Below are 24958 nucleotides of genomic sequence, written 5' to 3' on the forward strand. Positions count from 1 at the left end.
GTCGGACAACCCCTTAATCCGGTGCCGTATGGTTATTTTCAGGTTTAACGGACTGCTCGCCCCTGTCCGCTCCCCCTGTCCGCGCCCTTTCACCGCCGGTTGTCCTTACATCATATTTCTGGTAAGTGGAAGTCATACTACCGTAGAATGTCCCACACAAATTTTTCGCTGAACTACTAGGAGCCAAGGCGATCTCCTTCGGTCAACATTTTTGCGACGCCAAATGGTATCCTCACCTCGAACTCATCTCCATCCCGGTAGTTGTACGTTTGCCAACCAATATGATAGATTACTCCACCATGAGTTACTGGGTGCTGGATTTGTAGAAAAAAGAAATTCTACGCCCCGAAGGCCATACCGAATGGCTCACCAACTGACTTTGGTTCCTGGGTGCTCCTCCTTTACCCTCAGAAGTATGATAATGAATATCCCGTCATCAATTGAACCGTGGCACTCATTCGATAGTGTCAATAACTCTCTCGAAATCCTAACTTCTCATTCAGGTCAACAGGAACGTCGCTTCCATGAGGGCCAGTCCGATAACTCAATTGAGTTGGGAGTGCTGAACGGATAGATGAGTCGATAGAATACCTGAACTTAATTAGATTATTTCCCAATTCCAATACCGCACATATATGGGCCCAGCTGGGAATCTGGCTTCCTAATTTGATGGTGGGACCTACCATAGAGCACACCGTTCCCCATTAGCCAAATCGGGTAGGTGTATTGATCACGGTTTGGTCCATATTGCTCGCAGTACTCCAAGGAACAAGATTGCTCAATATTCCCAGCCCTCACAACCAGCCTTTGAACGAGTACCAATTTGAAGCAGAACAGAGTCTAATATATCTGGTAGGTTGTTAGTTTTCGGTGGGGATTCTAGTCCCGTGGCCCGTCCGAACCAAGCCTCCTCTTCTTCATCATCCAGCCTGTCGGTGTGAGAGTTGCCCCCACAAGTCGACGCCTCCGTTTTCTATTCAGAGTCATCCGCTTCTTCTCACAGCCGATCTCCTCAACCAGCTCAGGCCAATCTCCCTGGGGGCGGGGGTCAACACCATTGACTTCACAAAACTCCTCATACGCAGCCCAAGCGTATTTCGTTTTGACCGTGGCTTGGTCAGTATCTCGCTCGTCCCAATCCGGCTTTACATCAGTAATGTGATGCTCGGCGAAGGCCTCGAACGACTCCTCTTTGGTCATCCCGTCGACCAGCAGATCCTCTTCAACTATCTGTTTCCTGATACCGGAGTCAACACCGAATTCCTCCTCGAACGCATCGACGGTCGCGTTCCATTTCTCGGGGTCGACGATCTCCTCACGGGTCCAGTTGTCGCGATCCTTACGGGTGTGCTCGACTGGCTGGATGTCCTCACTCGAGGCCGTCCCGAGCTCGATCGCAGCGGCGTTGAACAGCTTCATCGGCACCTTCGCATCGGTGCTTAATATCCCGGTGTTCTTCTTGATACGAACCCAAGTGTGGAGCTCCTCTTCGTCGGTGAATGGACCGGCAGGGTCGGAGGGGGGTCGGACCTTGGCCATGCACGCCATGTAGGTGAGCGGATTGTACCCACATTTCCGCTTGTGGTCGTACGCGAAGAACCGGTCGAGCGGCATGAAGTAGTTCTCCGAATCGCCGACGTGACTGAGCGGATTCGGCCCGCGCTCCTGGATGTCAAGCCCGGTGAGCGCGACGATGTTCTGGTCGTAGAACTCGTTGTAGCCGGCGTTGGCTCCGCTCTCCAGGTCTTCGTGTGGGTCACTCGCGAACGACTCCGTGCGCTCGGTCCACTGGCTGTACGTAGCCGACCGCTGCAGGTCGTCGTAGGCGTCGTGCGCGGTCGGGTGGGTGATGGTGTGGCCCTCGAACAACGGCTCCACACGGAGCGACTCAGCGTCGCTCTCGTGGTCGCTGTCGGACTCCACCGTCCCGAAGGGCGTGACGTCGCGGTGGATGCTCCCCGTCCCACGCATCGTCACGTGGCGCCCGAGCGTGAGGTACGCGCCGAGGCCGCTCTTCGCGAGCGACGGGGGGCGGTACTCTGCGAGGTCGACGTCTTCCACGACGGCTTCCCAGCCGGCACCGTCGGCGGTCGCGAACGCCGTCTTCGCTTCCGCGAAGTCGATGTACTCGCCGATGGGGACCCGCGGGATGCCGTATTCGATGTCCCACTCGACTATCGCCATGAGCCCGTCTTCATCCAGGCCGGTGCCGGCGTAGTCCATGTGGGGGAACTCCTCGAAGTGCGCTGGGATGTCGCTCTTCGCAGGCTCCTCCTCGGGAAGCCCGCGGACGGTGACGTCCTCGTCCCCGTCAGTCTCCAGTTCACTCGTGTGGTGCTCCTCGAGGAACGCAGTCACTTGCTGACCGTACTGGTCGGTGAACGCCCGCCGCTCACCGATCAGGTCCAGCAACTCAGTCTCGCCGGCCGACAGGCCGTCCGTGAGGGCGCCTGCACGCGCCGAAAGGCGTCGGAGGCCCGACGACCCCACCGAGTCACGCAGCTCCGCGTCGTCGTCCTCGCGGCGCCACTTCTCCAACAGCGCCGTCAGGTGTGGCAGCGGTGGCGCGACCTCGTACAGCCCTTGCGAGAGGTAGTCGTCGAGGTCAACTTTCCGGCCAGCGATCCGGGGAATCTCGATGAGGAACGCGCCGATGCCGTTGTCGTCCAACGTCTTCGCGGTCTTGAGCGCCCCTTTCTCCCCGGGGGCAACACCCTCGAAGTCCAACTCGGCGTTGATCACCGCCCCCTCGTCGGTCGCGAACGGATCCTCGTCTTCGTCGACGTCCACCTCGACGATGTCCGAGTCGTCTGCACCGTCGCCGGTGTAGGTGAACGACGCCTGCTCGTTGTCTTGCACGACGTACGCGGTTGGGATGTCGTACTCCTCGATGATCTCCAAGAGCCGCTCGACCTTCCGGTCCTTGAACTGCACCGTCACGGGCGACAGGCACGGGATCCCGTGTGCATGGGCGGCGATCGCGTCGGCGATGCCTTCGGTGATCACGACGGGCACTCCGCGGCGGAGGGTGTGGGTGCCGTAGATGGGCTCGGTACTCGCAATCCCATCGTAGCCGGGGATCTTCTGGTACTTCGCGTCGGGGTTGAGGTCCCGCGAGTGGGGCTTGCCCTTCTGTACGCGCGACAAGGCGTGAACCGGATTCCCATTCTCGTCGAAGTACGGGAAGACGTAGCGGCCGCGCCAGCGCGAGCGGAGGAGCGTCTCGGTGTCGAGCTCCCGAACGACACCCCACAGATCGATGTCGCGCTCCTCGTCCCCGTGGATGTCCTCGATGGCCTCGCGAACGTCACGCGAGTAGACGGTGTCGTCGATGAGGACCTCGTCTTCCTCGTCGGGGACGCGCTCGTTCAACGCGTCTCTGATGGCCGACCAGTCGATCTGGAACAGCCCGGTCGCGATGAGCTGCTGGGGCGTGTAGTGCGGGGCGAGTTCCTCAAGGCCCGCCTGCTTGCTCGCCGGCGCCCAGCCCACCAGGGCGGCCGCGACCGTCTCTGCGTCCCACCGCCGGCCGATAGTCGCTGGGATAGCGTTCCGCTCGTCGTTCGAGCCGTTGATCGTGTGGTGGCTGTAGCCGCCGAACGGCTGTTCGGCTGCCTCGGCGCCGTCGCCGGCGTTTGCGTCGTCCCCTCCAAGGAGGCTCGTGTCGACATCGACGTCCTCCCAGTGAGGCCCGGTGAAGTAGTCCCCCGCGCTCTCTGGGAGGTACATGAACGGCTCCGCAGTCGTGATGTCCGACGGGCACATCCCACAGTCGGCGGGCTCGTGCCGGTGGTCATTGAAGCACTGGTAGTGCTCGACCAGTACGGTCGGCTCGTCGTGGCCCCACTCGACCGGGAGGTGGAGGACGTCTTCGTCCTCGTCTTCTTCGCCGTCTTCGCTGCCGTCGCTTGCAGCATCGTCCTCGCCGGCGTCGTCTCCTTCGTCGTCGGGGATGAGCGACTCGGGCCGGGTCACGCCCGGTTGGACGGTGGGCGGCAGGTCCGACACACTTAGCGGCTCGCCATCCTCGTCCGTCAGTTCAGGCACGTCCCTGACCGGGATCTCGACCTCGACGGACGGATCGGTGGGAGCCACACCCTCCACCGTTTCCAGTTCTTCCTTGTCGACGCCTAGTGTGCTGAGGTAGTTCCACACGATCGTCACGGGCTCGTCCTCGTCGAGCGTCTCGATGGGGACGTACTCGGGGTCGTCGTGGGTCGCCTCGTGGATAGCGACACAGTCGGGGCAGAACGGATCGATCACACAATGGTCGCACGACCCTTCCACGACGGAGTGCTTGTGGCTCCGGTCGTCGTCGTGGCTACACGGTGTCGCGTCGAACCGGGCGACCGCGCGGTCGCGGCCGCAGCCACGGCAGGTCGCCTCGACCGTACAGAACGGACAGGAGGCGACGTACGTGGAGTGCTCGGGGATCGTCGACGGGTCAGCATCGGTGTCGACGGCCTCGCGGTCGACGTCCGTGCAGGGCGTCCGGTAGGTCGCATCGATATGATCGAGCAGCCGGTTGTGGTGGACCTTCTCCGTGCTCCGTGAATCAAGCTGTTCGTGGTAGTAGTCGGTCGCGTCCGCGAAGGCGTCTTTCCAGCCTTCGGGTTCGTCGTCGGGGATGATCCCTGCTTCGGGCCAGTGGCGCGAGAGGTCGACAGTAGTGGGCGCGTCAGTGTCTGACTGGTCATTGGAGTCTGACGCTGGCGGGTCCTGCGAGTCGAGAGTCTCGGGGTCAGTCCTTGCACCGTTTGTCTCGGCGTCAGGGGTGGAGAAGTCGTCGTCTGTGGTCTCAACTTGACCGATCGTGTCTACTGCGGCCTTCTCTCCTTCAATCTCTGCATCGTTTCGCTCGATTTCTCTCGAGCTCCCACTCTTCTCCAGCTCTCGACCATGTGAATCTACTTCAACTTCATTTACACTGACGCTGCCCGCCGCAACGTCTCGCCCTTCATTGCTCTCCGTGGGCGAATCCTCTTGTCCCTGATCGGTACGTGGCGGTTCAGTGGGACCCCCACCGATGTCTGGCGCCTCGTCGACACCTCCGTCGTCTTTGCCTCTTCCCGCTCCGTCCGAGTCCTCGTCTTCAAAGTAGGTGTCCCAATCGATTTGCGGTGTTGAGTTGTCGTGTGGGTCGTTTAGTCTGTAGAATTCTCCTTCCTTGATGAGGACATTCGTCTCTTCCGCCCGTTCGATTTCTACTTTGGCCTCCTCAAGCGTCAATCCGTGGGCGTTTTTCAGTACCCCGTACAGAAGTCGCTCTTTCAGATACTCATCTTGGTCCACTCTACTGTGCGCCCATGTCGAAGTCCATTCTTCTGGAGGATCGCGGGCGGGGAGCCGAAGTTCGGTAATCGGTCGGCCATCGGGCGTCTCGTTCTCGACGACTTCTAATGTGCCACGGTCAATGGAAGCCTTCACTGCGGCACGTACGCGCGGCTTCACAGCGTCAACACCCGTGAATGGCCCATTGTTGACTGCGGCCCCATTGAATCCCATTTCGGGTAAGGTCTCCCCGGGCAAGGCACCCATATGGTCCCAGATTTCCTCCCATCCCTCCCGTTGGATGTACTCCTCGGCGTTTCCGCGGAGGACCAACTTGACGTGATTCCCACGTGGCGGGGCGAGGAAGAACCCAATATCGGTGTGAATCAGTTGCCCGGCAAGCACAGCATCCTCGATCGCTTGGTCACGGTTGCTGGTCATCGCTTGGGCGCCTTTGATCGCTTTCTTCAGCGTACTCGCGTCCATCGGCTGTTCGAAGTCTATTCCGTCGCCGTAGCGCTTCCACACTTGCTCCCAGAACACGCGACTGAGAGGATCTTTCCCGCCGTAATCGACGGAAGCGGTGTGGTTTCGTTCGATCGACGGGAGGCTCGCGTCCTCGTCGCGCATCCGCTGGGCGCTGATGAACTTGCGAGAGACGGTGTTGTACAGCCCCTGATGCTCGCTGGTTACTCCCTCGTCGTCGCTCGTCGACGTCCCGCCGAACCCCCGCAGTATCGACGGCTCGTATGTCTGCGTGAAGGTGTCGTCCCAATACTCCTCGGCGATGAGCGGCCTGTGATCTTCTCCATCGTACAGCCGCGGCATCGCGTCGGTGGGCTTCTCGATGAGTCCATGATCGGTCGGGACGATGACGATCTCCCAGTCGTCTTCGGTCGGCTCGGTCTCGAATTCGTGCTCAGGGAGGAACGGCTTCCGGACCCGCTGCCAGTCCTCTTCGAGCTCTTCGATGGAATCGTAGAGTTCTTCGCGACCGTTGAGATAGACCACCCACTCATCCTCGTACATGTCGTACCGACACCACCGATCAAAGGCGTTGGTCGATGGATCATCCAATTTTTCGCCATCCAGCCTCCCGCGCTCAGTTGCGTCAGCCGACTTCCCGTTGAAGAGCCGTAACGTCGCCCCGTTCCATTCCCACAGGCTCGAGTTGCCCTTCTCTATCAGAGCGTACTTGTCAGGCTCGTCCTCATCGGAGAGATCAAGGAACTCGGTGCGGTTGTAGAGGATCGTACTCTCTATCGTATTCCCACTCTCGTCTTCATACACTTCGGTTCGACTTGCCAGCGGTGGGTCTGACAAGTACCCGTGGAGTCTGTCGGCGTGGTGTTCGCGCGATCGGTTGTTGGCGCGACCGTCGCGGACAAGGAAGAACACCTTCTTGCCCGTGTTGACGCCACGCTGGAGGTTGTGTAGCGGGCCGGCAGGCTTCGTCAGCGACGCCTCTGCTTCAAGCGTGATGTCTTGGCTGTCGCCCAGTGAGTACGCGAGCTCGAACGTCTCCTCCATCTCCTCGATGGAGCGCTTCAACGCACGCGGCGACGACTTGTCGAGATCGCCCGGGAGTTCTCCCTCGGCGTCGCTGATGTCGGTCTTGTGCTGCTGGGCAAGGATGGAGACACGAAAGCCCGCACGGCTGAACCAGTCGAACCCGTGGGCCAACAGCTCCCTGTGGGTGTCGGTCGTCTCAAAGGAGCCTTCGTCAGCTGCGAGGATGAACGCTAACCCCTCGTCAGTAAGTGAGACAGCGCCGTCTGTGTTGGCGATCAGGTGATTCTCGTCGTTTTCTTCTCCAGTTAACTCGCGGACTGTGAGGCTCCCGGGCGGTGCCTCCCCTTCGACTAATTCTCTGGCGTCGACGGCGACGTCGTCGGTGCCGTCAGTGTGGCCACTGTCTTCAGCAACTACATAGCGGTTGAAGTGAGCCGTGTCGACCGCAAGCCCGTTCGGATAGTCTTGGATGTCTCGACCAGTTCGTTCCTCGAATACCTCGGTAACGCGACCGAGTGCGACTGCCTCCCGGTTTCGTTCTAACTGTACCTCGCGGATGGACTGGAGGAACTGTCTCTGGGTGGCCTCGTCGTTCCCCAAGTTGTGGATCAACATCGCCGTCTCGTTGATGTTCGATTCTAGGGGAGGGACGCCGTGTGTATCCAGAGACTCACGGATGCGGTCTTTGGATTCGTCACGTGTGCGGACGGGTGGGTAATCGGCGAACGTGTTCACTGGCATTGGTGGGGAGAGGTACTCCTCGTGGTCGTCCTGTAGGAGTACGCGCGTGAACATCACGTAGCGCGGGATCTCCTCGATATCGACGTGGTCGACCTCTTCACCGAATCGCTCTGCAAGCAGGCGAGCGTCCTTCGGGAGGCCGATCCCGAACGTCGCCATCGACCGGCTGTTTGCGAACATCTGGTCTTGCGTGCTGTCGCTGATTTGTCCGGGGTTCTGGTTGGCCAACCCGACACCCATCTTCTTCGACCGCGCCTTCGACAGCATGGCCTCGACGTCCATCTCCTCGCTTTCGACCCAGTCGAACTCGTCGATGAACGTGAAGAATGGCTCCCGGAGCTTCTCTTCCTCGCGCCGGGCCTGAATCGCCGACCACACCCGCCGCATCACCGCGGTGGAGACGACGCGCTTCAGGTCGTCCGAGTCGATGGGGATCTTGACGAGGATGATCTTCCCGTCCTCGACGGCCTCAGTGATGTTGACCGTCCCCTCGCGGTGGGCAACGATCCCGCGGGCGAGCGGATCCTCGACCCACGACTGGATACGACGAACGACGGCGTCGACCTCTTCGTCGTCCATCTGGGCGATCTTCTCGGTGTAGGAGTGGATGTTCAACATCGCCTCCTTGTTGTCCTCGTCGAGGTCCTCACGCTCCATCAGCCGCTGGCCCTCGCGGGCGATCATGTCGGCGAACGCCCGGCGAGACGGCTTGGACATGATGACATGGTACATGTCCGTGAGGGTGAACGGCTTTGGCGAGCGGATCATCGCACGGGCGATGTTGGTGGTGATCCCCTCCATCTTCGGCCCCCAGTAGTCACCGCCCTTCAGGATGGCCGTGAGGTCGTCGACGATCGAAGAGACCTCCTTGTTGTACGCGACCGTCCCAGGCTCCTTCGACGCCTCGAGGAAGTTGATCCCGACCACTTGGTCGAAGTCCTCGGATGCCGGCTCGATCCACACGATATCGTCCATCCGATGCTCGGGCAGCTCGTTGATCAGTTCGTCGACGGTGTCGCCCTTCGGGTCGATGTAACAGAATCCGTAGCCCTTCCGTGCGATCTGGTTGAGGATGTTCTTCTGGGCTGTGGACTTCCCCATCCCCGTCATGCCGAACATCGTCAGGTGGCGGAACCACGAGTCTTTCTCGATGCCGATCTCGTGGAAGCCGACGCGGTTGTCCTTCAGATACCCAAGCCAGATGGGCGAGTCGGGGTGGTCCTCGTGGATGTCGAACAGCTCCTGCTTGACGTCCTTGCCCATGTAGACCTCGCCGTCTTCATCGTGGACCTTCACCTCGTAGGCGCGGTCTTCCTTGGTGTGTGGATCGAAACACCACTCGCGTTCGACGCTGACGGGCGTGATCGAAGTTTGCTCCATCTCCCGCGCCGGCGCCGGGAGGTTGTCGGCGGGCCCCTGGTACGGGCCGTCGGGGTCGTTCCGACGCTCGTACTCCTGCTGTGCTTCCAGCATCTTGCTGAAGAACACCGCCTGCTCGTCCGAACTCGCCTCGGCTCGGAGGTCTTCGACAGTCAGGTCTTCAGAAGTGTACCTATCGTACAGCTTCAGGAACGCTTCGCGCTGCGGCCCATCGAATTGATTCGCCGGCTCTTCGACCTTCCCTTGGAAGGAGGCGTCACCGTACACGTGCTTGCTGGCGCCGTCCTCCCCCCATTCTTCGGGGTCGGGGAGAGATTCGTCGACCTCACCCTCGAGGGGTTTCGCGTCGTCGGAAGCCGGCTCGGTCGGGTTGCCGGAGGGTAATTCCGTCGGGGTGGCAGACAGCGCCCCTTTCGGCGACGTGGGCCCGACGTCGTACTCCTCGAACGGAAGCGAGTCGATTGCTTTCACCTTCCGCGGAGCGACACCAGGCGCTCGCGCACCGAGTCCACGGCGGGTGAACTGGATGTTGGGCGTGCCCACCTCGTCGTTCGGCAGGTGGGCAAGACCGGCGATCTCCGGTGGCGTGAGCGGGAAGTTGGGTGCGTCGTCTTTTGGTCGGCCCGGCTCTGGGTCCCACTCCCGTCCGACGCCTTTCTTCAGCAACGATTTCAGTGAACGACCGCGAGAGGCGACATCGCGGAACTGTTGGTCGTAATCGGGGTTATGGTACGTGCTGACGTAGGCGTTCCCAATCTGCGCGGCGGATTCTGTGACGAACTTCTCCGATTCACCAAACACGAAGTAGCGGACGTTTACGTAGAACGCCCGCTCGTTTTCCATGTTGTCGATGGCTTCGGCCGTCCGGAGTTCTTTCTCGGTCGGGTCATCGATATGTGGGCTCCACCAACTGTGGACGAAGTTCCCCTGTTTGAGATGCCGAGAGACTTTTTGCGCATTCCGCCACCCGAGTCGACGACTCCGCCAATCTTCAGCCGGTGTGAACACGATTTGAGCGATGGCTGATGTCCCACTCCGTCCGATCAATGCGGAGGTGATATTCCGGTAAGCTGCCTTCCCTTGGGGGAATCGGCCGTGTGCCTCCTCACCAATCCCCTTAATTGGGTGGTAGATATTCCGGTCAAGCGTTAGGTAGCCACCGCTCACATAATCACCCGGCGCAAACGATGGGAATCCCTTGCTCGCGCGCTCAATATTTATTTTAGGGTAGTTCGCCGAGAGCATCTCACGGTGTTGATTGTACCAGTGGTCATTGGGAAGCCCCCAAACGAACTTCACGTGGCCTTCGTCGAACCAGATTTCAAATGAAAACGGGCCCGGAACTTCTTGCCGACCAAGAAGGTTCAATAGGCGGCTTTGAGAGACGCCGCCTCTGAGGAACGTCTTAATTACTTCTGTCCCATATTCTTGGCCAGGACCTTCCTTGTACGGACGTGTCTGTACCAAAATGTTCTGCTGGTGGTTGAGCCGATTTTGCAGTGTACGAAAGAGTTCCCTGCTAATCTCCAGAGACTGGTAGCCGCCGGTGTTGAGAAACGGAATCTTCATTAAGAATTTCTATCTAAAGGATGCGCGATACTGCATATAAAATTCTGTTTCTCTCGCTATCAAAGATGAAAGAACCAATACGATCCACGACAGGAGGGTGATATGAACAAATGAGTGATTAAAAATATAAATATAAATAATAATGAAAACATACCTGAAAAAGGGATGGTCAACTTAAATACAGTCCACAGTCTAATATTCCAATCTGCATCTTTGACTTTTCTTTGCAGTAATCTGTACAATATAGGGCTTGTAATTAATATTATGGGTAGATGTATAGCTCCATTAGTCCCAATTGCGTAAAGCCATGGAAATAGCCACCCACAAGCGTATTCGAATTGGAGAACAACTGATGCAAATAATAAAGAAATACTGACGTCGTGCATAATTATCGATTTCAACAATGGTATTTAAAAGTGACTGAAGTTAGGACTTTCTTATCGAAAGAGAGACAAATACAGTATGCTCTGCCGTGGAATGCGATTACCTGGGAATGAGCTATGCACCACTCAGAGAACTTGCCGTTAACGTTCGTTGACGTAGATAACTGAGAGGAAGGTCGGTTGATCTAAGAAGGGGAAAAACCAGTAGTGCTACCCCTGACAGCTGGTGTGGGCCACATTTCGTGACCACCTGCTTCGATCGTCGCCGCGATCCGTCGCTCGCGAAGTACACCCACAAGTAGTCGTCCCACGATAGTGGGGCGACGAGGGCGAGTAACCGCACCGGCGGGTGTGTTGAGTCAGTAGTGTGGCCGACTATATCCGCGTCAGCGGGCCAAGCTGACAGAGGAGACTACGTGTGGGGCTTCCACCAGGTGTCAGCCAGCGCTGCGGGCCTCCTCGTCAGTCAGATACACGACGAGTCGATTGCGTCCCTTTCCACCCGTATCGGCCACGACTTTCCGCGGCGAATCACTCGCGAGGGAGGCGACCTTCTCGAACACGCGTCGCACCTCCGTCGAGGTGAGTTGCTCGTCACGTTTCAACCCGAGTTTCTCCTTCACCGTCGCTGCTGTGATCGTGATACGCCGGCCATAGGCGTCGTTTGCACTCGTGCCCCACTTGCCGAGATGACTGAGAAGGTCACGACAGCGATGGTGGACTGCGTACACGCGATCGGTGATGTCGCTTGGCCCGTACTTGAGTAGGCGCGTCAGGCGGTCTTCATCTGCACCGCCAAGTGCATCGTCAGTGTCGATACCGACCGTATCGGCGACGGACTCAACGATCCGACGGAGGCGGGTCGTCTCGTGACGCTGGGACTCATCGGGTGTCGTGGTCTCCTCACTGGTGGACTGTGCGTGGAGACACTCGATGAGCGAGCCATGGTCGTCGAGGAACGCCTCTTGCTCATCGGTGAGGTAGCCACTCTCGTCGCCGACGATTAGTTCGTCCAACCATGAGAGGTGGCGGTCGTGTTTGATGTCGACCGTCCGTTCGAGACTACTGACCCGCTCGTCGAGCTCCGCTGTGTCGGTCACGCGGTCTTCGAGATCGTCGACGCGGTCAGTGAGTTCATCGAGAAGCTGTTGCTGCTTGTCGATTGTGTCGCGTTGCTCGGCGATCACGTCCCGTTGCTCGCGGACAAGTTCGGCGAGGTCCTCAGTCGTCGGCTGTGCGTCGGCGTCGATCTGATCAGCGTTGTCACTCATGGTGTCGGTGTATGGCGTTTATGTGCGGGCGGAACGGCGGACGCGGTGGTGTGGCGCGCCTACTCTGGGTCACCCCGCTGTGGCGTCAGTATGCACTCCGCTGGGCCCTCACCGTCTCCGGGGTCGAAGCGCGCAATCGCCCATCGAGCATCATACGCAATGTCGACGAGGGCCTTCGGAACCGCAGTCGTGTCTGCAGGGAGCGTGCAGACGATCGTGTCGTCCTTGGCGTCTGCATTGTCGACCGGCGTCTGGGACTCGAGGACGGTCACAAGGTCCTGGGTGGAAGGCATTCCAAAGCCGACCTGATACGCGGTCCAGCGATCATAGGTTTCGCGGACTAGAAGCAGTGACGACCGGGGTTCAGCGAGCATATCACTGATGCGATGGTTCATCTCCTCGACGGTCATGTCGAGGTCGGCCGCACAGGAGACAGCGGAGAACTCAGTTGGGAACTCGTAGGTGTCTGTGAGGTACTCCCAGAGCTCATCTGCCTCTTGCCAGCGGCGGGTTCCGATGATCGTCATCGATTCGAGTGGAGTGTCTTCGTCGGGGGGCATGAGGCCATCAGGGCTGTTGGTGAGTCGGATGCGGTCGCAGGTTGGCGTCTCGACGATCGCCATACTCTCATGACATTCGACGACGGTGACTGGGTCGTTACGCCCATCCCACGTGAGGATGTACCCCTCACACAGATCCTCGACGGTGAGTGGAACGATCGCATAGGGTGCAGTGGGCGTGGTCATTCGGTGTAGCGGTGGCTGCGTGCGAACGCGAGTTGCATCGCTTGGCGGATGTGATACCTGGCGTCGGCGTCTGCGGTTAGTTGGAGCGCTTTCCCGAGGCGATCAGTCAGTGGATCCGCATCGAGTGGCCCAGGGAGTTGACAGCCACACGGGCCTGCCCGGACGCAGCCTGGGCCGGCAACCGACAGTGACGTGACTGGATCCCCGCAATTGGGGCAACTCGGGAACGACTCACCGACGTCGTGAATCGCTGGATCGAGGACACTCCCGATGCGAGCGTACTCGATTTGGAGAAGGTGTTGGCCAGCATCGCTGACGACGTACTTCCCATCGAAGTTGGCGAGCAGTCCCTTCTCGGTGAGGTCCTTGAGCGCCTCATTGTAGGGATCGAGGTCAGGGTCTGTCTCGGGAATGACGTGTCTGATCCCTCGCGTGAACGATTCCTCGGTAATTTCGCGCCGGTCGCGTTCGAGCCGGGCGATGAGATACAGCGTCGTGCGCTCGATTGCGGTGAGATCGGTCCAGGCGATGTCCTCGGTGTCATCGTCGTGTGGGTTGTTCATTCGTCCTCCTCCGTGAGCACGGCAGTGAGTTCGTCGCGGCGACGGCGGAGAAGCTCGTAGCCCGTGTCAGTGAGTTCGTATTCGTTCGTGCGATCGTCGACGCTCGTCTTCGTGATGAGACCCTGCTCAGCGAGATCGTCGAGCGTCGGGTAGAGTCGACCGTGGTTGATCGGCTTGGTGTAGTAGCTTTCGAGGACATCGCGGATGGCGAGGCCATACGTAAGTGAGCCGTCGCGTTCGAGTCGGGCGATTACGTAGAGGACATTGCCCTCAAAGGCGGTGAGTTCCGTCCACGTGGGGTGGGTGATGGTGCCGCCATCTGGGATCGGTATGGTGGCGTGGGCGCTCACGATACGATACCTCCAGTGGCGGGAGTACGGGTACTGTGATGACGGCCTTGACCGTCTTCGGGGTCGATTCGAGAGGGGACGTGCTTGCCGGCGGCGCTGCCTCGTGAGAGGCGAGACATCGAGTCGCAGGCCTGACAGCGGTGGACGCGATCGACTTCATCGCCGAAGACGCGCGCGAACTGTTCGGAGACGTGGCCACCGCAGTAGCGGCACTCGGGGCGGTGGGTGGTGAGGCGATTCATTGGACCGCCTCCGTGTTCAGTGCGTCAGGGCTGGCGTGGCGAAGCTGGATGTAGAGGCTGTCGTACGTGTGGGGGTCGGGTGTGCACCACTGACAGATGGGGCCGTCGTACGCAGTGAGATCGACGGGTGTCCAATCGGTGTTGGTGTGCTGGAGCTCGGCGCGGCAGATCGGCGTGTCCGGGGCGTTCGGGTCGGGGTGGTGGGCTCGGGCGGCGCGGCGCGCGCCGATGAGGTAGTGTGCAGGCGAGTCGTCGTCGTGTCCGGCACGTTGAAGCCGGGTGGGGCGTGTTGTGCTCATGTCGCTGAAGGGAGCCGAGTTTACGGCTCCTGTCAGGTTGCGACCCCACGCGGCGGTTCGGTGGACCTAGCACCGGATCGCCACAAACTGTGGGCGATGTGTAACCCGCGGAGCGTCGCATGTGGATTTCAAGATAGCCTCTACTTATAGTTGTTCCGGCACTATTCTAGTTCCGGAACAGGGCTACAAATTCACCCTTCTTTTTGCAAACGTGTGAGGAATCAGTAGCAAATGCCGGGTCCGAAGCCTGACGTTCCCGATCAAGAAGTGCTTCGAATGATAGCTTCGGCCCCAGACCCTGTAGTTACGTCGAGTGAACTTGCGGAGGCTCTGGATATGTCCCAGCAGGGAGCCTACAACCGGCTTTCCTCGCTGGAAGAGAATGGATTCGTACGAAGCAGAAAGGTCGGTGCGAGCGCCCGAGTATGGTGGATCACTGATACGGGTCGAAGTGAATTGCCTCCTCTCGGAAACTAATCGTCTACAAACCACCAAACGACTGCGTTGGCACCTACTTTCCGTTTCTTCACTACGCCTTGCTGGTATAGGCGGTTCAGTCGCTTGTAGCTCGCTTGCTGAGAGATCTCGAATTCGTCCATGAGATCTGAGGTAGTCATCACTGGACAGTCGAGTCTCCGAAACAATTCTTCTACGCTGGTATTGTCCGAACTAGTTGTTTCTACGGTACTCATACATGCTCAATTGGTTGTTCCGGGACAAAGAACTTATGGGTGTCCCGAAACAACTTCGCAACGAGAACTTCCATCCCAGATTGGTGCCTTGACGGCGTAGGTACCCGCGTGCTGCAACACGCGGGCGATGGTTGTTCTCAGGAGAGAACTAACCGATGTCAGATACGACTTTCAGCGGTGAAAACGGTATCGACGACAACCACATCCCAACGCCAGCGAGGTGGTCAGCGTGAGTGCTCGCGTCTACGGCGTCACCTGCTCGGGCTGCGGCTCCTCGATGCTCCGCGGGGAGGGCGATGCCCGGATCTGCTCGCGGTGCGAGACCGAGCACGCAGTTCTTGCAGACCGATGAGTACCTGCCGCGTTGAGCAGCGCCGGCAGGCCGATCGACTCGCCGACACGCTCGCGTTGAATCAGTCGGTCGTCGCCGTCGACGTGTTCGCTCCTGGTGTCGGCGCTCGCGAAGTCTGGGTCGTTGAGGCGACGTTAGATTGCGCATCGATCCCGACCGAGGTGCTGCGGACGTTGGCAGCTGGCGACGCGATCGTGGTGGATACGAGTCCGCAAGGGCCGGCGAACATGATCGTGACTGCGACGATCTGAGTCGGTCGCGCTTTTTTGAGTGGGGAGTTCGGTACCGGTGGTGGCACACCTGGTGGTGGGAGTGTAACCAGGATGTATCCGGTGCGGAGAGTTCCGGACAATTCCGGAAGGTGGGAGGCACCTGTTAGCGTGCCTCAGTTGGCTGCCTGGTTCCAGATTCGGACAAACGTCTTCTGGAATGGTTTTATATTCTAAAGAATCTCCGGATAGGTTGGAACGCACATTCCAATTTCACCCTGACCAGAACAATTCAATCAGACCGATTGCTACTGTCGCAGCCGTCAACAGCAATATTACGATATCTTCATAGACGTCGTTGCTCGTTTCGGTCACCGGGACGCTGAGCCGGAGCGTCGACAGCTCGCTCGCCGGCGTCGGATCGATGCCGGTCTCCAGACAATACCGGAACTCTCGCCAGAAGTCGAAGTTGAAACAGGCGAGATCCCCGACTGGATAGTCCGACAGCTGGCGCGCTTGCCGGGCAAGTGGGGTGACGCGGCCGATGTGGGCGACGTCGACCGCGAGAACAGCCTCCTCGTCCCGTCGAAAGTGGGGCGTTGCGTAACCATCTCGGTCGCGACGGCGTCGTTGGCGGTTGCCTCCCACTCCAGGACACGACCGTCGTCTATAAAGTCGATGCTGAACGGCATTTTATACGGGACTAGGCTGTCTGTTAGATATCCAGTGGCGTGTCGCTTCCGAATTTCAGGGAAGCGTCCATCTATCGCGACTCACAGATATATGAGTAACACAAAGATATATTGATTGTTGGTCCGTACGTACCAGTATGAGCGAGTTTGATCCAACTCCTGACTCAGCGCGTGAGCAGCCACGATGGCAGGAGGGAACGGACACATTTGGTCGCGTCTACGACGTGGTGCTCGGGCTCAGCTCACCGACAGCATACACAGAGGTCGCTGAGCTCGCAGATTGCTCTCCGAACGCGGCGAAAAAGCACCTTGATCGCCTCACGGAGATGGGCATTGCTCGCGCCGATCACGAGGGTCGCCCAGCAACATACGAACGAAACGACGGCTATCTCGAATGGCAAGAGGCGAGTCAGATCGCCGCTGACCTCTCTATCGAGGAGATCATCGACCGCGTCGAAGCGCTCGAAGAGCGACGCGCGGACTACGAGTCACAGTTTGGGACCACCGATCCGGCTACCGTTTCTGTGTTCGATGATGGGGATCACGAAACAATCCACGACCGAATGGACGCAGTGAGTGAGTGGCAGGGAGTGATTCGAGATCTCCGACTGTACGAGCTTGCCCGTCAACTCTCACAGAACGATGGCCACCTGATCCCTGCGTAAGATGAGTCCGCCTCCCGAGAATTCGGCGGCTGGCTCGACTGGCCCGCCTGATCGACAGACCCTCCGCCTTCTTGAGCGACAGTTGATGTCGGATCCTCTCGTTGCTGAGACACGGTTCGAACCAGACTCGCACGAACCACGGTTGCTGCGGGCACTGCTCGACGCTGGACGGTACCCTGATGTGGTGGCCGCTGCCCGTGTTGATGTCCGGTGGTTCACGACTGGTGATTTCTCAATCCATTATTTCGAAAACCGAAACGACGACAGTCTCTGGGAATGTCGCTGGGATCGACATCCAAACGCACACAACGACCGTCTCCACTTTCACGAACCACCTACGGGGGCTGAAATCTCAGATCTTGACCTCCATTCGCTCCACCCACTCGATGTCTATTCGACAGCGTTCGAGGCGATTGAGCAGCGCATTGAGTCGCTATGGTGAGCTCCACTAACAGCAAACGGATTACCCAACGCCCTACGCGATGTATCCTGATGTTGGGTAATGCACGGTAGTTATTTGAGTGGACAGCTCTCTAGCGATCCCCGGCACGGATTCTAGAAGGCATCAGCGTTACTCACGCGATCTACTCTCCGTAGTGGACTCACTCACTGAGTCCGAATTTCCCTGCTCGATCGTCTGTTCCAGTTCCTGGAGGCGTTCCTCGTGGTCGTCGAGGCGGACCTCCTGTTCGAGATCGATGCTGAGTAGCGCCGGCAGCAGCGGGTTCTGGTGGTTCAACAGCCCGCTTGCGTCGGCGTGCTCGCGGGCGTACTCGAACAACCGGTCGAACAGCGGCTGATCGTGACGCCGCAGTGCCCGCCGGAACTCTGCCCAGCGCTCCTCGATGGCCCGCAGTGCATCACGGTAGGTTGGGTTCGTACGCCCCATCGCTATCGGCCTCCTGTACCGCTCCCCGTCCACGCTTCGAGCAAGGGATCCGCGGTAGCCGACACCGTCTCACCGTCAGCTGTGACGCCCGTCCCGACGCCCTCCGGAGTCGGCGTCGACGGCGCCGGCGTCGTCTGTTCCACGCCGACCTGCGTGGCGCGTGCCGCGAGCAGCTGCCGCCAGTACGCGAACGTCGTCTGGTAGTACGCGCCGTCGTCGACGGGATAGATGAGCGTCTCGAAGTCCTCACCGACGACCCGTGGGCCCATCCGCGTCTGCTCGCACTCCAGGTGGTGGTCGGCGACCGTCGCAACTGACTCGGTGAATTCGTTTCGTTCGTTTCGCGTACGAGTACGGGGATGTCATACCCCTCGGCGTAGGTCGCCAACCGGGCGAGAGTTCGAGCCTGAAGGGTTCTCGCGTGGGTTTCGCCGAGGGTATCGTCGGTGCGGTACTGGGCGTCGACGGCCGGCGCGACGATGAGGGCGGGTGTGTGGGGCGACGTGTCCTCGTCACGACTTGTTGCCCCACGACCGGCCGCCCCGGCGTCGGTGGTGGACATCTGGATCGACTTGTTCACTGCCGTCGGGAGATCACAGACGGCGCCGTAGTGCTGGTAGGCGGTGAATCCGCGGGCGACGTGAATTCGGTTGAGTAACCGTTGACTGGGCCTGGGGGAGTGACGTCGTCGTCGCGTGGCCGTTTGCGTCGACCCAGAAGGCGGGCCCGTCGTGCAGGAGGAGGTGGTCGAGCACGAGCGACTGCAGGATCGGGACGCCGCGGCCTCCCTCGACGTCGAGCAGCGTGATGCCGTCGCCGAGTGACTGCAGCAGCATCTCGTCCGTAGCCGGATCGGCCTGGTCAGCGAGGGACCGATTGCGGTCGGCTCCCCGTGTCGGCTGGTCCACCGCCAATCGGTTCGACGTTGAGTGTTCTCCCATACTCGACTAGAGGTCCACATTCCCGATAAGCCGCGGCGTGTCGCTTCCGCGTTTCAGGGAATCGATCAGAATACAACGAGTGGTGTCGCTGTTTGCGTGTTTTTTCGTGTTAGGATGAACACTTCCGAGAACAATTCCGATATGAGGTGCCTCCTCCGTTAACCAACAATTGGATGCATGTGCCCTCTGTCTGTTGGTTAATACGTAAGGAGCTCAGTAGGCCGGTGTCTCAGTTTGATTTCTGTGAGAACTCTAAGGAAACTGCGACTTGCAGTTCTCTCTTTACTTCACGTATTTGTCTATCAAGTAATCGGTAATCTGTTCTTCGCGAGCCTGAATAAACGCCTGTGCGTTCTCCGGGGTCGGCTCGATATCGGGATACTGATTGACACGTTGGATACGCTCAGCCTCGGCGTTGCCGAGGTCGTCCAACCAGTCGTGGGGCCACTGGTCGCTTTTGATCTCTTCGTTCATCTCGTGTGGCAACAGCTGTAGATTCCCGATTCGATTAAGATCAACAGTCTCGCCAATAGATTCAGATACGGATTCTGCCCTGCTTTTCGGGTAGATGTGGTCAACCGAGTAGTCGCCAATACTGGTGGGCGTCGATTGTGTATATGATTCCTCAATGAGGCCGAGTACTGCCGTGACATCTGTGTCGGTGAATACAGGCTCTCCTGGGCTGCTCTCGTAACGAGCGTTGGCTATGACTCGACGGATATCTTCAGCAGATGGGCTGATGTTCTCCGATTCAAATAGCTCCTCGCCTGGGAAAACGATGGGTTCGTTGGGTTCTGGTTCCCACTCGCGAAGGTATCGCATCCAGTTGCGGCACTTGCCGTAGGTCAGAACCTGGTAGTACTTGTTCAGCAAGAGGGCTCTTGCGACGAACTGGAAAACACTCTCGCGGTTCGCGTCGGAGACCTCAGCATCCGGATTCTGGTAATAGAACACGCCAAGTAGCGCGAAGATGGGCATCGTGTTCATAACCGAGCTCCGAATCCCGCTCTCGATTACTGTCTGGAAAGCCTTCTCGAGCGATGTCCGAAACCACTCGAATCGCCGTCCGGCGACAACGGGCTCATTATACAGCCATCGCTCGCGCATCTCGTCCATCCTTTCTTCGTCGATACTGCTAAGATTGCTGCGGAGGAGGTCCGTTCCGACTAAGTATGCTGTATATCGGAGGAACAGCTTCCGGTCAATTTCTTGCTCATACTCAGGGAACTTCTGTTTAAATTCGTCAATCCAATCTTGGATGACCTCCCTAGGATTGATCCGCTCGTCCTCCTCTTCTGCGTACGGCCAATAACTCATTAGCTTTGAGAGGAGGAGCTGGTAGGGCTTCGGATCAGAGCCTTCCATGTTCAGCCTTGTGAATATCTCGGGGATTTCGGATCTATCCTTATTCGTATTGTCAGTTTCGAGATCGTCCTGTAGAACGTTGCTCGTAATGTCTCTCGCGACGGCCATCGAAATACTGCGCAGCTGGTAGCGGGTTTCGTTGTCCGCCCTCAATTCGGCGGTGTCCACGTATTCATCGACGACTTCGCTAAGTGCTCTTCCCTCAAGTACCGTGGAGTTCCCGGAGCCCCCGTCGTTGCCTCCGTTCCATAACTCCCCGACCGGCATCCACAGGTGTCGCGTGTCGCCGGTCATGGTATAGCCGGTCTCGTCCGTTCCTCCAAACTTCCCTGTCGATTTGAATTCAAATCCGTAGTCGCCTGCTGTATCGTCGCGATCGTACTCTGGGTGACCGAATAGGTCAACACACAGCCGCTGGCCTTCCCAGTACTGGAGCTGATCACTGGGCTTCCCCCGTCCGCCATTATATACTATAATTCCCCCCTCGACACCGATATAGAGCGAGTTCAAGCGCTGCTGGCCGTCTATAATCAGAATCTCCGGTTCTTTGTCTTCAACCTCTTGATTGTAGAGGTCGTATTCCGCCAAAACAGGATCCGGTGGCCGATAGTCATCGGCAACGTACATCCGCAGGAAATTATACGAGTTGTAGTCGCTGATATTGGCCGCTCGAACTCTCCATTCAGTTATGGCTCCGATTGGATAGTCTCGAATCAAGGAATCGAACAGTTCTTCAATCTGCCTGGGATTCCAGACAAACTCCCGCTGGAGGCCGGGAAGAAAGATATGGTCGTTTATTTCAGACAAATAATCCGAGACCTGTCTGGACATGGTCACCAGAACGGAAGATGAGTATTTATACTCTGTCGTCGCCCATCGAATTCCGGGTGTATTCTCCCCCGGATCAACTCGAAGGCCTGGCTGAGCTGCTGAGTTACGGTGTGGGTGAGTTAGTCGCCGAATTTTGGGATCGTGCGTCCGGTTCTGTGAAGTTTCCAGAATCAGACTTGTCTAGTACTGCCTCCGTTAACCAACACTCTATGGATGAGGGAGCGTATGTTGGTTAAGTACGTTGGTTCCACGAAGTTCCTGTGCGACCACGTTGAAGATGCCTCCCTCCGAACTCTCTGGTATGTGTGGCCGGAACTCGCTCTTCATCGACCAAGCAGACCTCGAGGCCCGCTTCGATGCCGAGGTCGTCGCGGACGGCGGGTACACACCCCGATACAATATCGGGCCTGGCGACAACCTCCACATCGTCACGAACGAGGCTCCAGATGAGATCGACGCCTCCCACTGGGGGCTGATTCCGTTCTGGGCGGATGAGCCCGAGGAGGGCATCATCAACGCCCGCTCCGAGACCGCCGCCGAGAAACGCGTCTTCCAAGAGGCGTGGGAATCCCGTCCCTGTTTGGCCCTCTCGTCGGGATTCTACGAGTGGAAATCGCCGAACGGCGGCTCGAAACATCCCTACCGGATTCACCGCGAGGACGACCCCGCGTTCGCGATGGCCGGGCTCTGGGACGTCAGGGCGGGCGAGGACGAGGCGATCTCGTGCGTCACGATTCTCACGACGGAGCCGAACGACCTGATGAACTCAATCCACGACCGGATGCCGGTCGTCATCCCGAGGGACGCCGAATCCGACTGGCTCGCCGCAGATCCGGACACCCGCAAGGAACTGTGTCAGCCGTATCCGAAGGACGATCTAGACGCTTACGAGATCTCGACGCGAGTTAACAACCCCGGCAACGACGATCCCCAGGTCATCGAGCCGCTGGACCACGAGCAATCGGGGCTCGGAGAGTTCAGTTCCTGATCGGTGGCGGCATCACGGTCACTGCATAGGCGACGCCGCTGCCGAATCTACGAGCGAGTACTCTCGATTCCGACTCGTGCAAGGAAGAATTCTGCTACGGTGGGAACCAACCTGCGAGGTCGCCTACGTGAATGTCGACTAACCCCAATACAGTTCCAACCAGTATCACCCCTACCAGTAGGTAGTAAACGAACAGGTCGTATGCGATAGTATATTCGAACTCGAACTTACCACGAGTCCACTCTATGCAGTCGAAGAACCACTGAAATCGAATATCGTCCACGTCAGCCTTCAGCTGGTATTCTTCTTTCTCGTTCTCGTTGAAGAACTTGCCATAGAAGTTCACTGCGGAGCTTCTATCCTCAACCAGCATATCCAACTGGTGGTGAATTCCCCTTATTCTCCGAAGGACCACCAAGCCGTATATGAATATTAACGAGAGGAGAATCGTGAAGACGGTATTCGAATCGACCGACTCTGGAAGCCTGTAATATACTGTTGCTCCGATTACGAGTATGAATGCGATAGTCCTGAAGATGTCTCTCGACAAGCTGTTGATCAACTGAGAGCGGAGGTCAGAGAATCTACTGTTGGTCTCGAAAGCACTGTCGATCAACTCTTGACGAAACTCAAAGAAGTCGTCCGTGGTCTGCTCAACGTAGTACTTGTAATTCGATTTAATAGAGCCATGAATCTCGCTCATATTCCCAATCACGTTCGACAGATCCTGAGCGAACAGAGTGGTGACGTTTCTGACTATCGGTAGCCGTGTCTCTGGCTCGTTTCCTTTGATATACGTCCATTCGAATAGGGAGTGAAAGTCCTCAATATCCAAGTCTTCTATCTGGAACGTTGTCTCTGATTGGTCAGCATCACGAACCAGAATCTCATCTGAAGAGGCTTGGATACGACCCTGAATTAATTGCTTCCCGCTAATCTGAAGCTCCCACATACCATCATCCTGCTGGGCACTACTGGTGATGGAGAGGATCGAGAACAAGATAGCATGGCTTTCGAATAGAGCTACAACCCGTTCTTCCTCACTCGTGGCAGGATCCGAGCCGAATTTGAAGAAGGAGGGTGGAAGATACACCGACGACACGTTCTCGATGAGTGATTGTGTTGCGACAGAAGTAACGATATCCTCCCAAGTACTTCGACGACTCGTTACCCACTCCGATAGCTGGTCTACCGAACCCGATCCTGTAACAGCAAAGTCGTCACTGCTCATCATTGAGTCGAACTCATGAATCACGAAAGCCAGCCTATCTCCGTCATCAAGATATTTTTCTCTGAAGTTCTCAAAAGACACGTTCGAGATACGTCTCTCGAAAAAATCGAATGAGAAGTAGAACTGCAGGCTCAGGTCTTCGAAGTTATACTCCTCCTCCAGCTCCCGCACGATTCCTTGCTTTTCGATTCCAAAGTCAACACTGAGTTCTATATCTTCCCGAGGAATCAGAACCTCTAATGTATCTATTAGATCGCTTACACTGCGAAGACGGTCATTTGACAGACTTCGAATGGCATTCTCAGTTGCCTCGTCATCGTCGTACAAGTCGCTGATATCATATCCGTCACCAGAAATGGGATCTGACTGGATAACGCCAAGATTCGGATCCCAGTCCACATCGTATCGATCTTCTCCAGCATCAACGTCTATCTCGAAAGAACCAGGATTGAACGACTCTGACAGTGTCTCAACATCCTCAATTAGCTCAGGTATCTGGTCTTCTTCAATTTGAGTCGAATCTATAGAATATCTGCTATTCTGTTCTGTCGAAAATTCGTCCCACTCTTCCAAGAACGTCGAGATAGCTAAATCTAATTCGAGCATTGAATCCCACGACTCTATCCTTGGAAGTCTTGGTCGAGTTCGTCCCCACGGATGGTAACGACGTACTCTCCGTCTTCGTGTTCAGGTCGCTGTATATCTATTTTGTCTCCATCCGCATCAGACATCTTTGCCTTGATTTTTATTCCGTCGATATCGTACACGACGTACTTCGTGGTATTGTTTGGATCAATCTGAACTTCGGTCTCACCTTCCTCGTAGAGCATTTCATCCACTTCATCCTCGTCGTAGTCTTCGCCAAGTGCTTGTTCCGCTGCTTCGTGGACAGTACCACCGTCCGCTACGCCATCCGTGCCTTGGATGGTGGTTCTGGCATCCTGTACCTCATCAGGACCGAGCACAGTACCGTCTTGTTCCTGCTTGATTCCAGATAGTCCGTTCAGGATGGTCTGACTTTGCTCCCGACTCCCGCTGCTCGTTACGCAGCCCATAAATTCCTCGAAGTATTCAGAATCAGAGTCTTCCTGAAGGAACTTCACGTCTCCATCTAAATTGAACACATTGTCGTCGTTGAGGGGATCAAATATAGGGTATGTACAGCCTTTCTGAAGGTCATCTGTAGGAGGAAATGCGTTCTCAATCTCCTCATATTCTAACTGCCTGGTGTCTCGATCCAGTATCGGTCGTTCCTCACTATCCACGACATCCAGCTTGAGAATGCCAACAAACGGCTCACCATCGTTCACGGCCTGGATTGTAAACAGATACCCTCTGGATGTACGACCGTCCATGTGAGTGATTAGTCTGTTCTTCAGAGATTCGGATAAATCCTCGAACTCAGTATAATCAGAGCTATCCTCGTCATCCAAATCCAGATCCAGAATTCTATCTAAACGTTCCTGAGTTTGGTCTCCCGCATCGCTATCTCCAGCAGTACCGTTAGAAAAATGCCCAACCGTTACTTTGCCATTGTCCTCTTTGTTGATCACACGAGTTACATAACCGACGAAGATTCCCATAACTCGGTCATCAATGTCGACTGTCCGAGTACTCACCACCCAATCATCTTCGTCTCCAGATTCAATCTCGTTTGATACAGGCGAGAAAGCGACTGCGTTGATATTAATGACCATATGTGGACCTCCTGTTGATTTGTTTTCGGATACTCTTCATCTGGACTACAGTACATTTATTCCTTGTGTTGTTCCCTCT

Annotated in this window: 17 protein-coding genes and 2 pseudogenes; 6 read left to right on the top strand and 13 right to left on the bottom strand. The window is 57.3% G+C overall.

Annotated elements, in window-relative coordinates; translation table 11 throughout:
* Positions 1-879: 879 nt before the first annotated feature.
* The 7 genes from K6T50_RS18205 to K6T50_RS18230 all read right to left on the bottom strand — a co-directional run bounded on the left by K6T50_RS18205 (position 880) and on the right by K6T50_RS18230 (position 14327).
* Positions 880-10473 (bottom strand): DUF8128 domain-containing protein, encoded by a 9594-nt coding sequence (locus K6T50_RS18205; RefSeq protein ID WP_222609259.1) that lies wholly within the window; start codon positions 10471-10473, stop codon positions 880-882.
* Between the two features lie 820 nt (positions 10474-11293).
* Positions 11294-12043 carry a hypothetical protein gene (locus tag K6T50_RS18210; protein WP_222609260.1) on the bottom strand — a complete coding sequence of 250 codons (750 nt, stop codon included), beginning with the start codon at positions 12041-12043 and terminating at the stop codon, positions 11294-11296.
* Between the two features lie 143 nt (positions 12044-12186).
* The gene (locus K6T50_RS18215) at positions 12187-12873 is read right to left on the bottom strand and encodes a hypothetical protein (RefSeq protein WP_222609261.1); all 687 of its coding nucleotides are present in this window, start codon (positions 12871-12873) and stop codon (positions 12187-12189) included.
* Positions 12870-13436, bottom strand: coding sequence for a hypothetical protein (locus tag K6T50_RS18220; RefSeq protein ID WP_222609262.1), 567 nt, complete (start codon positions 13434-13436; stop codon positions 12870-12872). The genes K6T50_RS18215 and K6T50_RS18220 overlap by 4 nt, the downstream gene beginning before the upstream one ends.
* Positions 13433-13786 carry a PadR family transcriptional regulator gene (locus tag K6T50_RS18225; protein WP_225935464.1) on the bottom strand — a complete coding sequence of 118 codons (354 nt, stop codon included), beginning with the start codon at positions 13784-13786 and terminating at the stop codon, positions 13433-13435. The genes K6T50_RS18220 and K6T50_RS18225 overlap by 4 nt, the downstream gene beginning before the upstream one ends.
* The gene (locus K6T50_RS19035; RefSeq protein WP_225935465.1) at positions 13783-14028 is read right to left on the bottom strand and encodes a DUF7563 family protein; all 246 of its coding nucleotides are present in this window, start codon (positions 14026-14028) and stop codon (positions 13783-13785) included. The genes K6T50_RS18225 and K6T50_RS19035 overlap by 4 nt, the downstream gene beginning before the upstream one ends.
* Positions 14025-14327 (bottom strand): hypothetical protein, encoded by a 303-nt coding sequence (locus tag K6T50_RS18230; RefSeq protein ID WP_222609263.1) that lies wholly within the window; start codon positions 14325-14327, stop codon positions 14025-14027. Before K6T50_RS18230 ends, K6T50_RS19035 begins: the two co-directional genes overlap by 4 nt.
* Positions 14328-14558: 231 nt before the next feature.
* On the opposite strand from K6T50_RS18230, the gene K6T50_RS19360 reads away from it, so the two are divergent.
* The 3 genes from K6T50_RS19360 to K6T50_RS18240 all read left to right on the top strand — a co-directional run bounded on the left by K6T50_RS19360 (position 14559) and on the right by K6T50_RS18240 (position 15622).
* Positions 14559-14804 (top strand): helix-turn-helix domain-containing protein, encoded by a 246-nt coding sequence (locus tag K6T50_RS19360; protein ID WP_225935466.1) that lies wholly within the window; start codon positions 14559-14561, stop codon positions 14802-14804.
* A gap of 444 nt (positions 14805-15248) precedes the next feature.
* The gene (locus tag K6T50_RS19170; protein ID WP_275673115.1) at positions 15249-15371 is read left to right on the top strand and encodes a hypothetical protein; all 123 of its coding nucleotides are present in this window, start codon (positions 15249-15251) and stop codon (positions 15369-15371) included.
* Positions 15368-15622: a hypothetical protein gene (locus K6T50_RS18240; RefSeq protein WP_222609265.1), complete on the top strand. Its 255-nt coding sequence runs from the start codon at positions 15368-15370 to the stop codon at positions 15620-15622. The genes K6T50_RS19170 and K6T50_RS18240 overlap by 4 nt, the downstream gene beginning before the upstream one ends.
* Positions 15623-15913: 291 nt before the next feature.
* Here K6T50_RS18240 and K6T50_RS18245 read toward each other — a convergent pair.
* Positions 15914-16272, bottom strand: a pseudogene (locus tag K6T50_RS18245) (type B DNA-directed DNA polymerase); the annotation flags it as partial.
* Positions 16273-16409: 137 nt separating this feature from the next.
* Here K6T50_RS18245 and K6T50_RS18250 point away from each other — a divergent pair.
* On the top strand, positions 16410-16937 hold the full coding sequence (locus tag K6T50_RS18250) for a DUF7342 family protein (protein WP_222609266.1): 528 nt from the start codon (positions 16410-16412) through the stop codon (positions 16935-16937).
* Between the two features lies 1 nt (position 16938).
* Entirely contained in the window at positions 16939-17379 is a 441-nt protein-coding gene (locus K6T50_RS19040) for a toxin-antitoxin system TumE family protein (protein ID WP_225935467.1), read from the top strand.
* Between the two features lie 129 nt (positions 17380-17508).
* On the opposite strand, the gene K6T50_RS18255 is transcribed toward K6T50_RS19040, so the two are convergent.
* The 3 genes and pseudogenes from K6T50_RS18255 to K6T50_RS18265 all read right to left on the bottom strand — a co-directional run bounded on the left by K6T50_RS18255 (position 17509) and on the right by K6T50_RS18265 (position 20963).
* Positions 17509-17826, bottom strand: coding sequence for a DUF8156 family protein (locus K6T50_RS18255; protein ID WP_222609267.1), 318 nt, complete (start codon positions 17824-17826; stop codon positions 17509-17511).
* A 2-nt stretch (positions 17827-17828) separates the two neighbouring features.
* Positions 17829-18662 (bottom strand): annotated as a pseudogene (locus K6T50_RS18260) (hypothetical protein).
* A 387-nt stretch (positions 18663-19049) separates the two neighbouring features.
* Complete coding sequence (locus tag K6T50_RS18265; protein WP_222609268.1) at positions 19050-20963, bottom strand: DUF262 domain-containing protein; 1914 nt, start codon at positions 20961-20963, stop codon at positions 19050-19052.
* Between the two features lie 301 nt (positions 20964-21264).
* On the opposite strand from K6T50_RS18265, the gene K6T50_RS18270 reads away from it, so the two are divergent.
* Positions 21265-21951: an SOS response-associated peptidase gene (locus tag K6T50_RS18270; protein ID WP_222609269.1), complete on the top strand. Its 687-nt coding sequence runs from the start codon at positions 21265-21267 to the stop codon at positions 21949-21951.
* Between the two features lie 94 nt (positions 21952-22045).
* On the opposite strand, the gene K6T50_RS18275 is transcribed toward K6T50_RS18270, so the two are convergent.
* Positions 22046-23788, bottom strand: coding sequence for a hypothetical protein (locus tag K6T50_RS18275; RefSeq protein WP_222609270.1), 1743 nt, complete (start codon positions 23786-23788; stop codon positions 22046-22048).
* Between the two features lie 14 nt (positions 23789-23802).
* Positions 23803-24879, bottom strand: a complete 1077-nt coding sequence (locus K6T50_RS18280) for a nucleoid-associated protein (RefSeq protein ID WP_222609271.1) — start codon at positions 24877-24879, stop codon at positions 23803-23805.
* Positions 24880-24958: the final 79 nt, after the last annotated feature.

Origin of the sequence: Halobaculum magnesiiphilum (genome assembly GCF_019823105.1) — an archaeon.
Taxonomy (GTDB): domain Archaea; phylum Halobacteriota; class Halobacteria; order Halobacteriales; family Haloferacaceae; genus Halobaculum; species Halobaculum magnesiiphilum.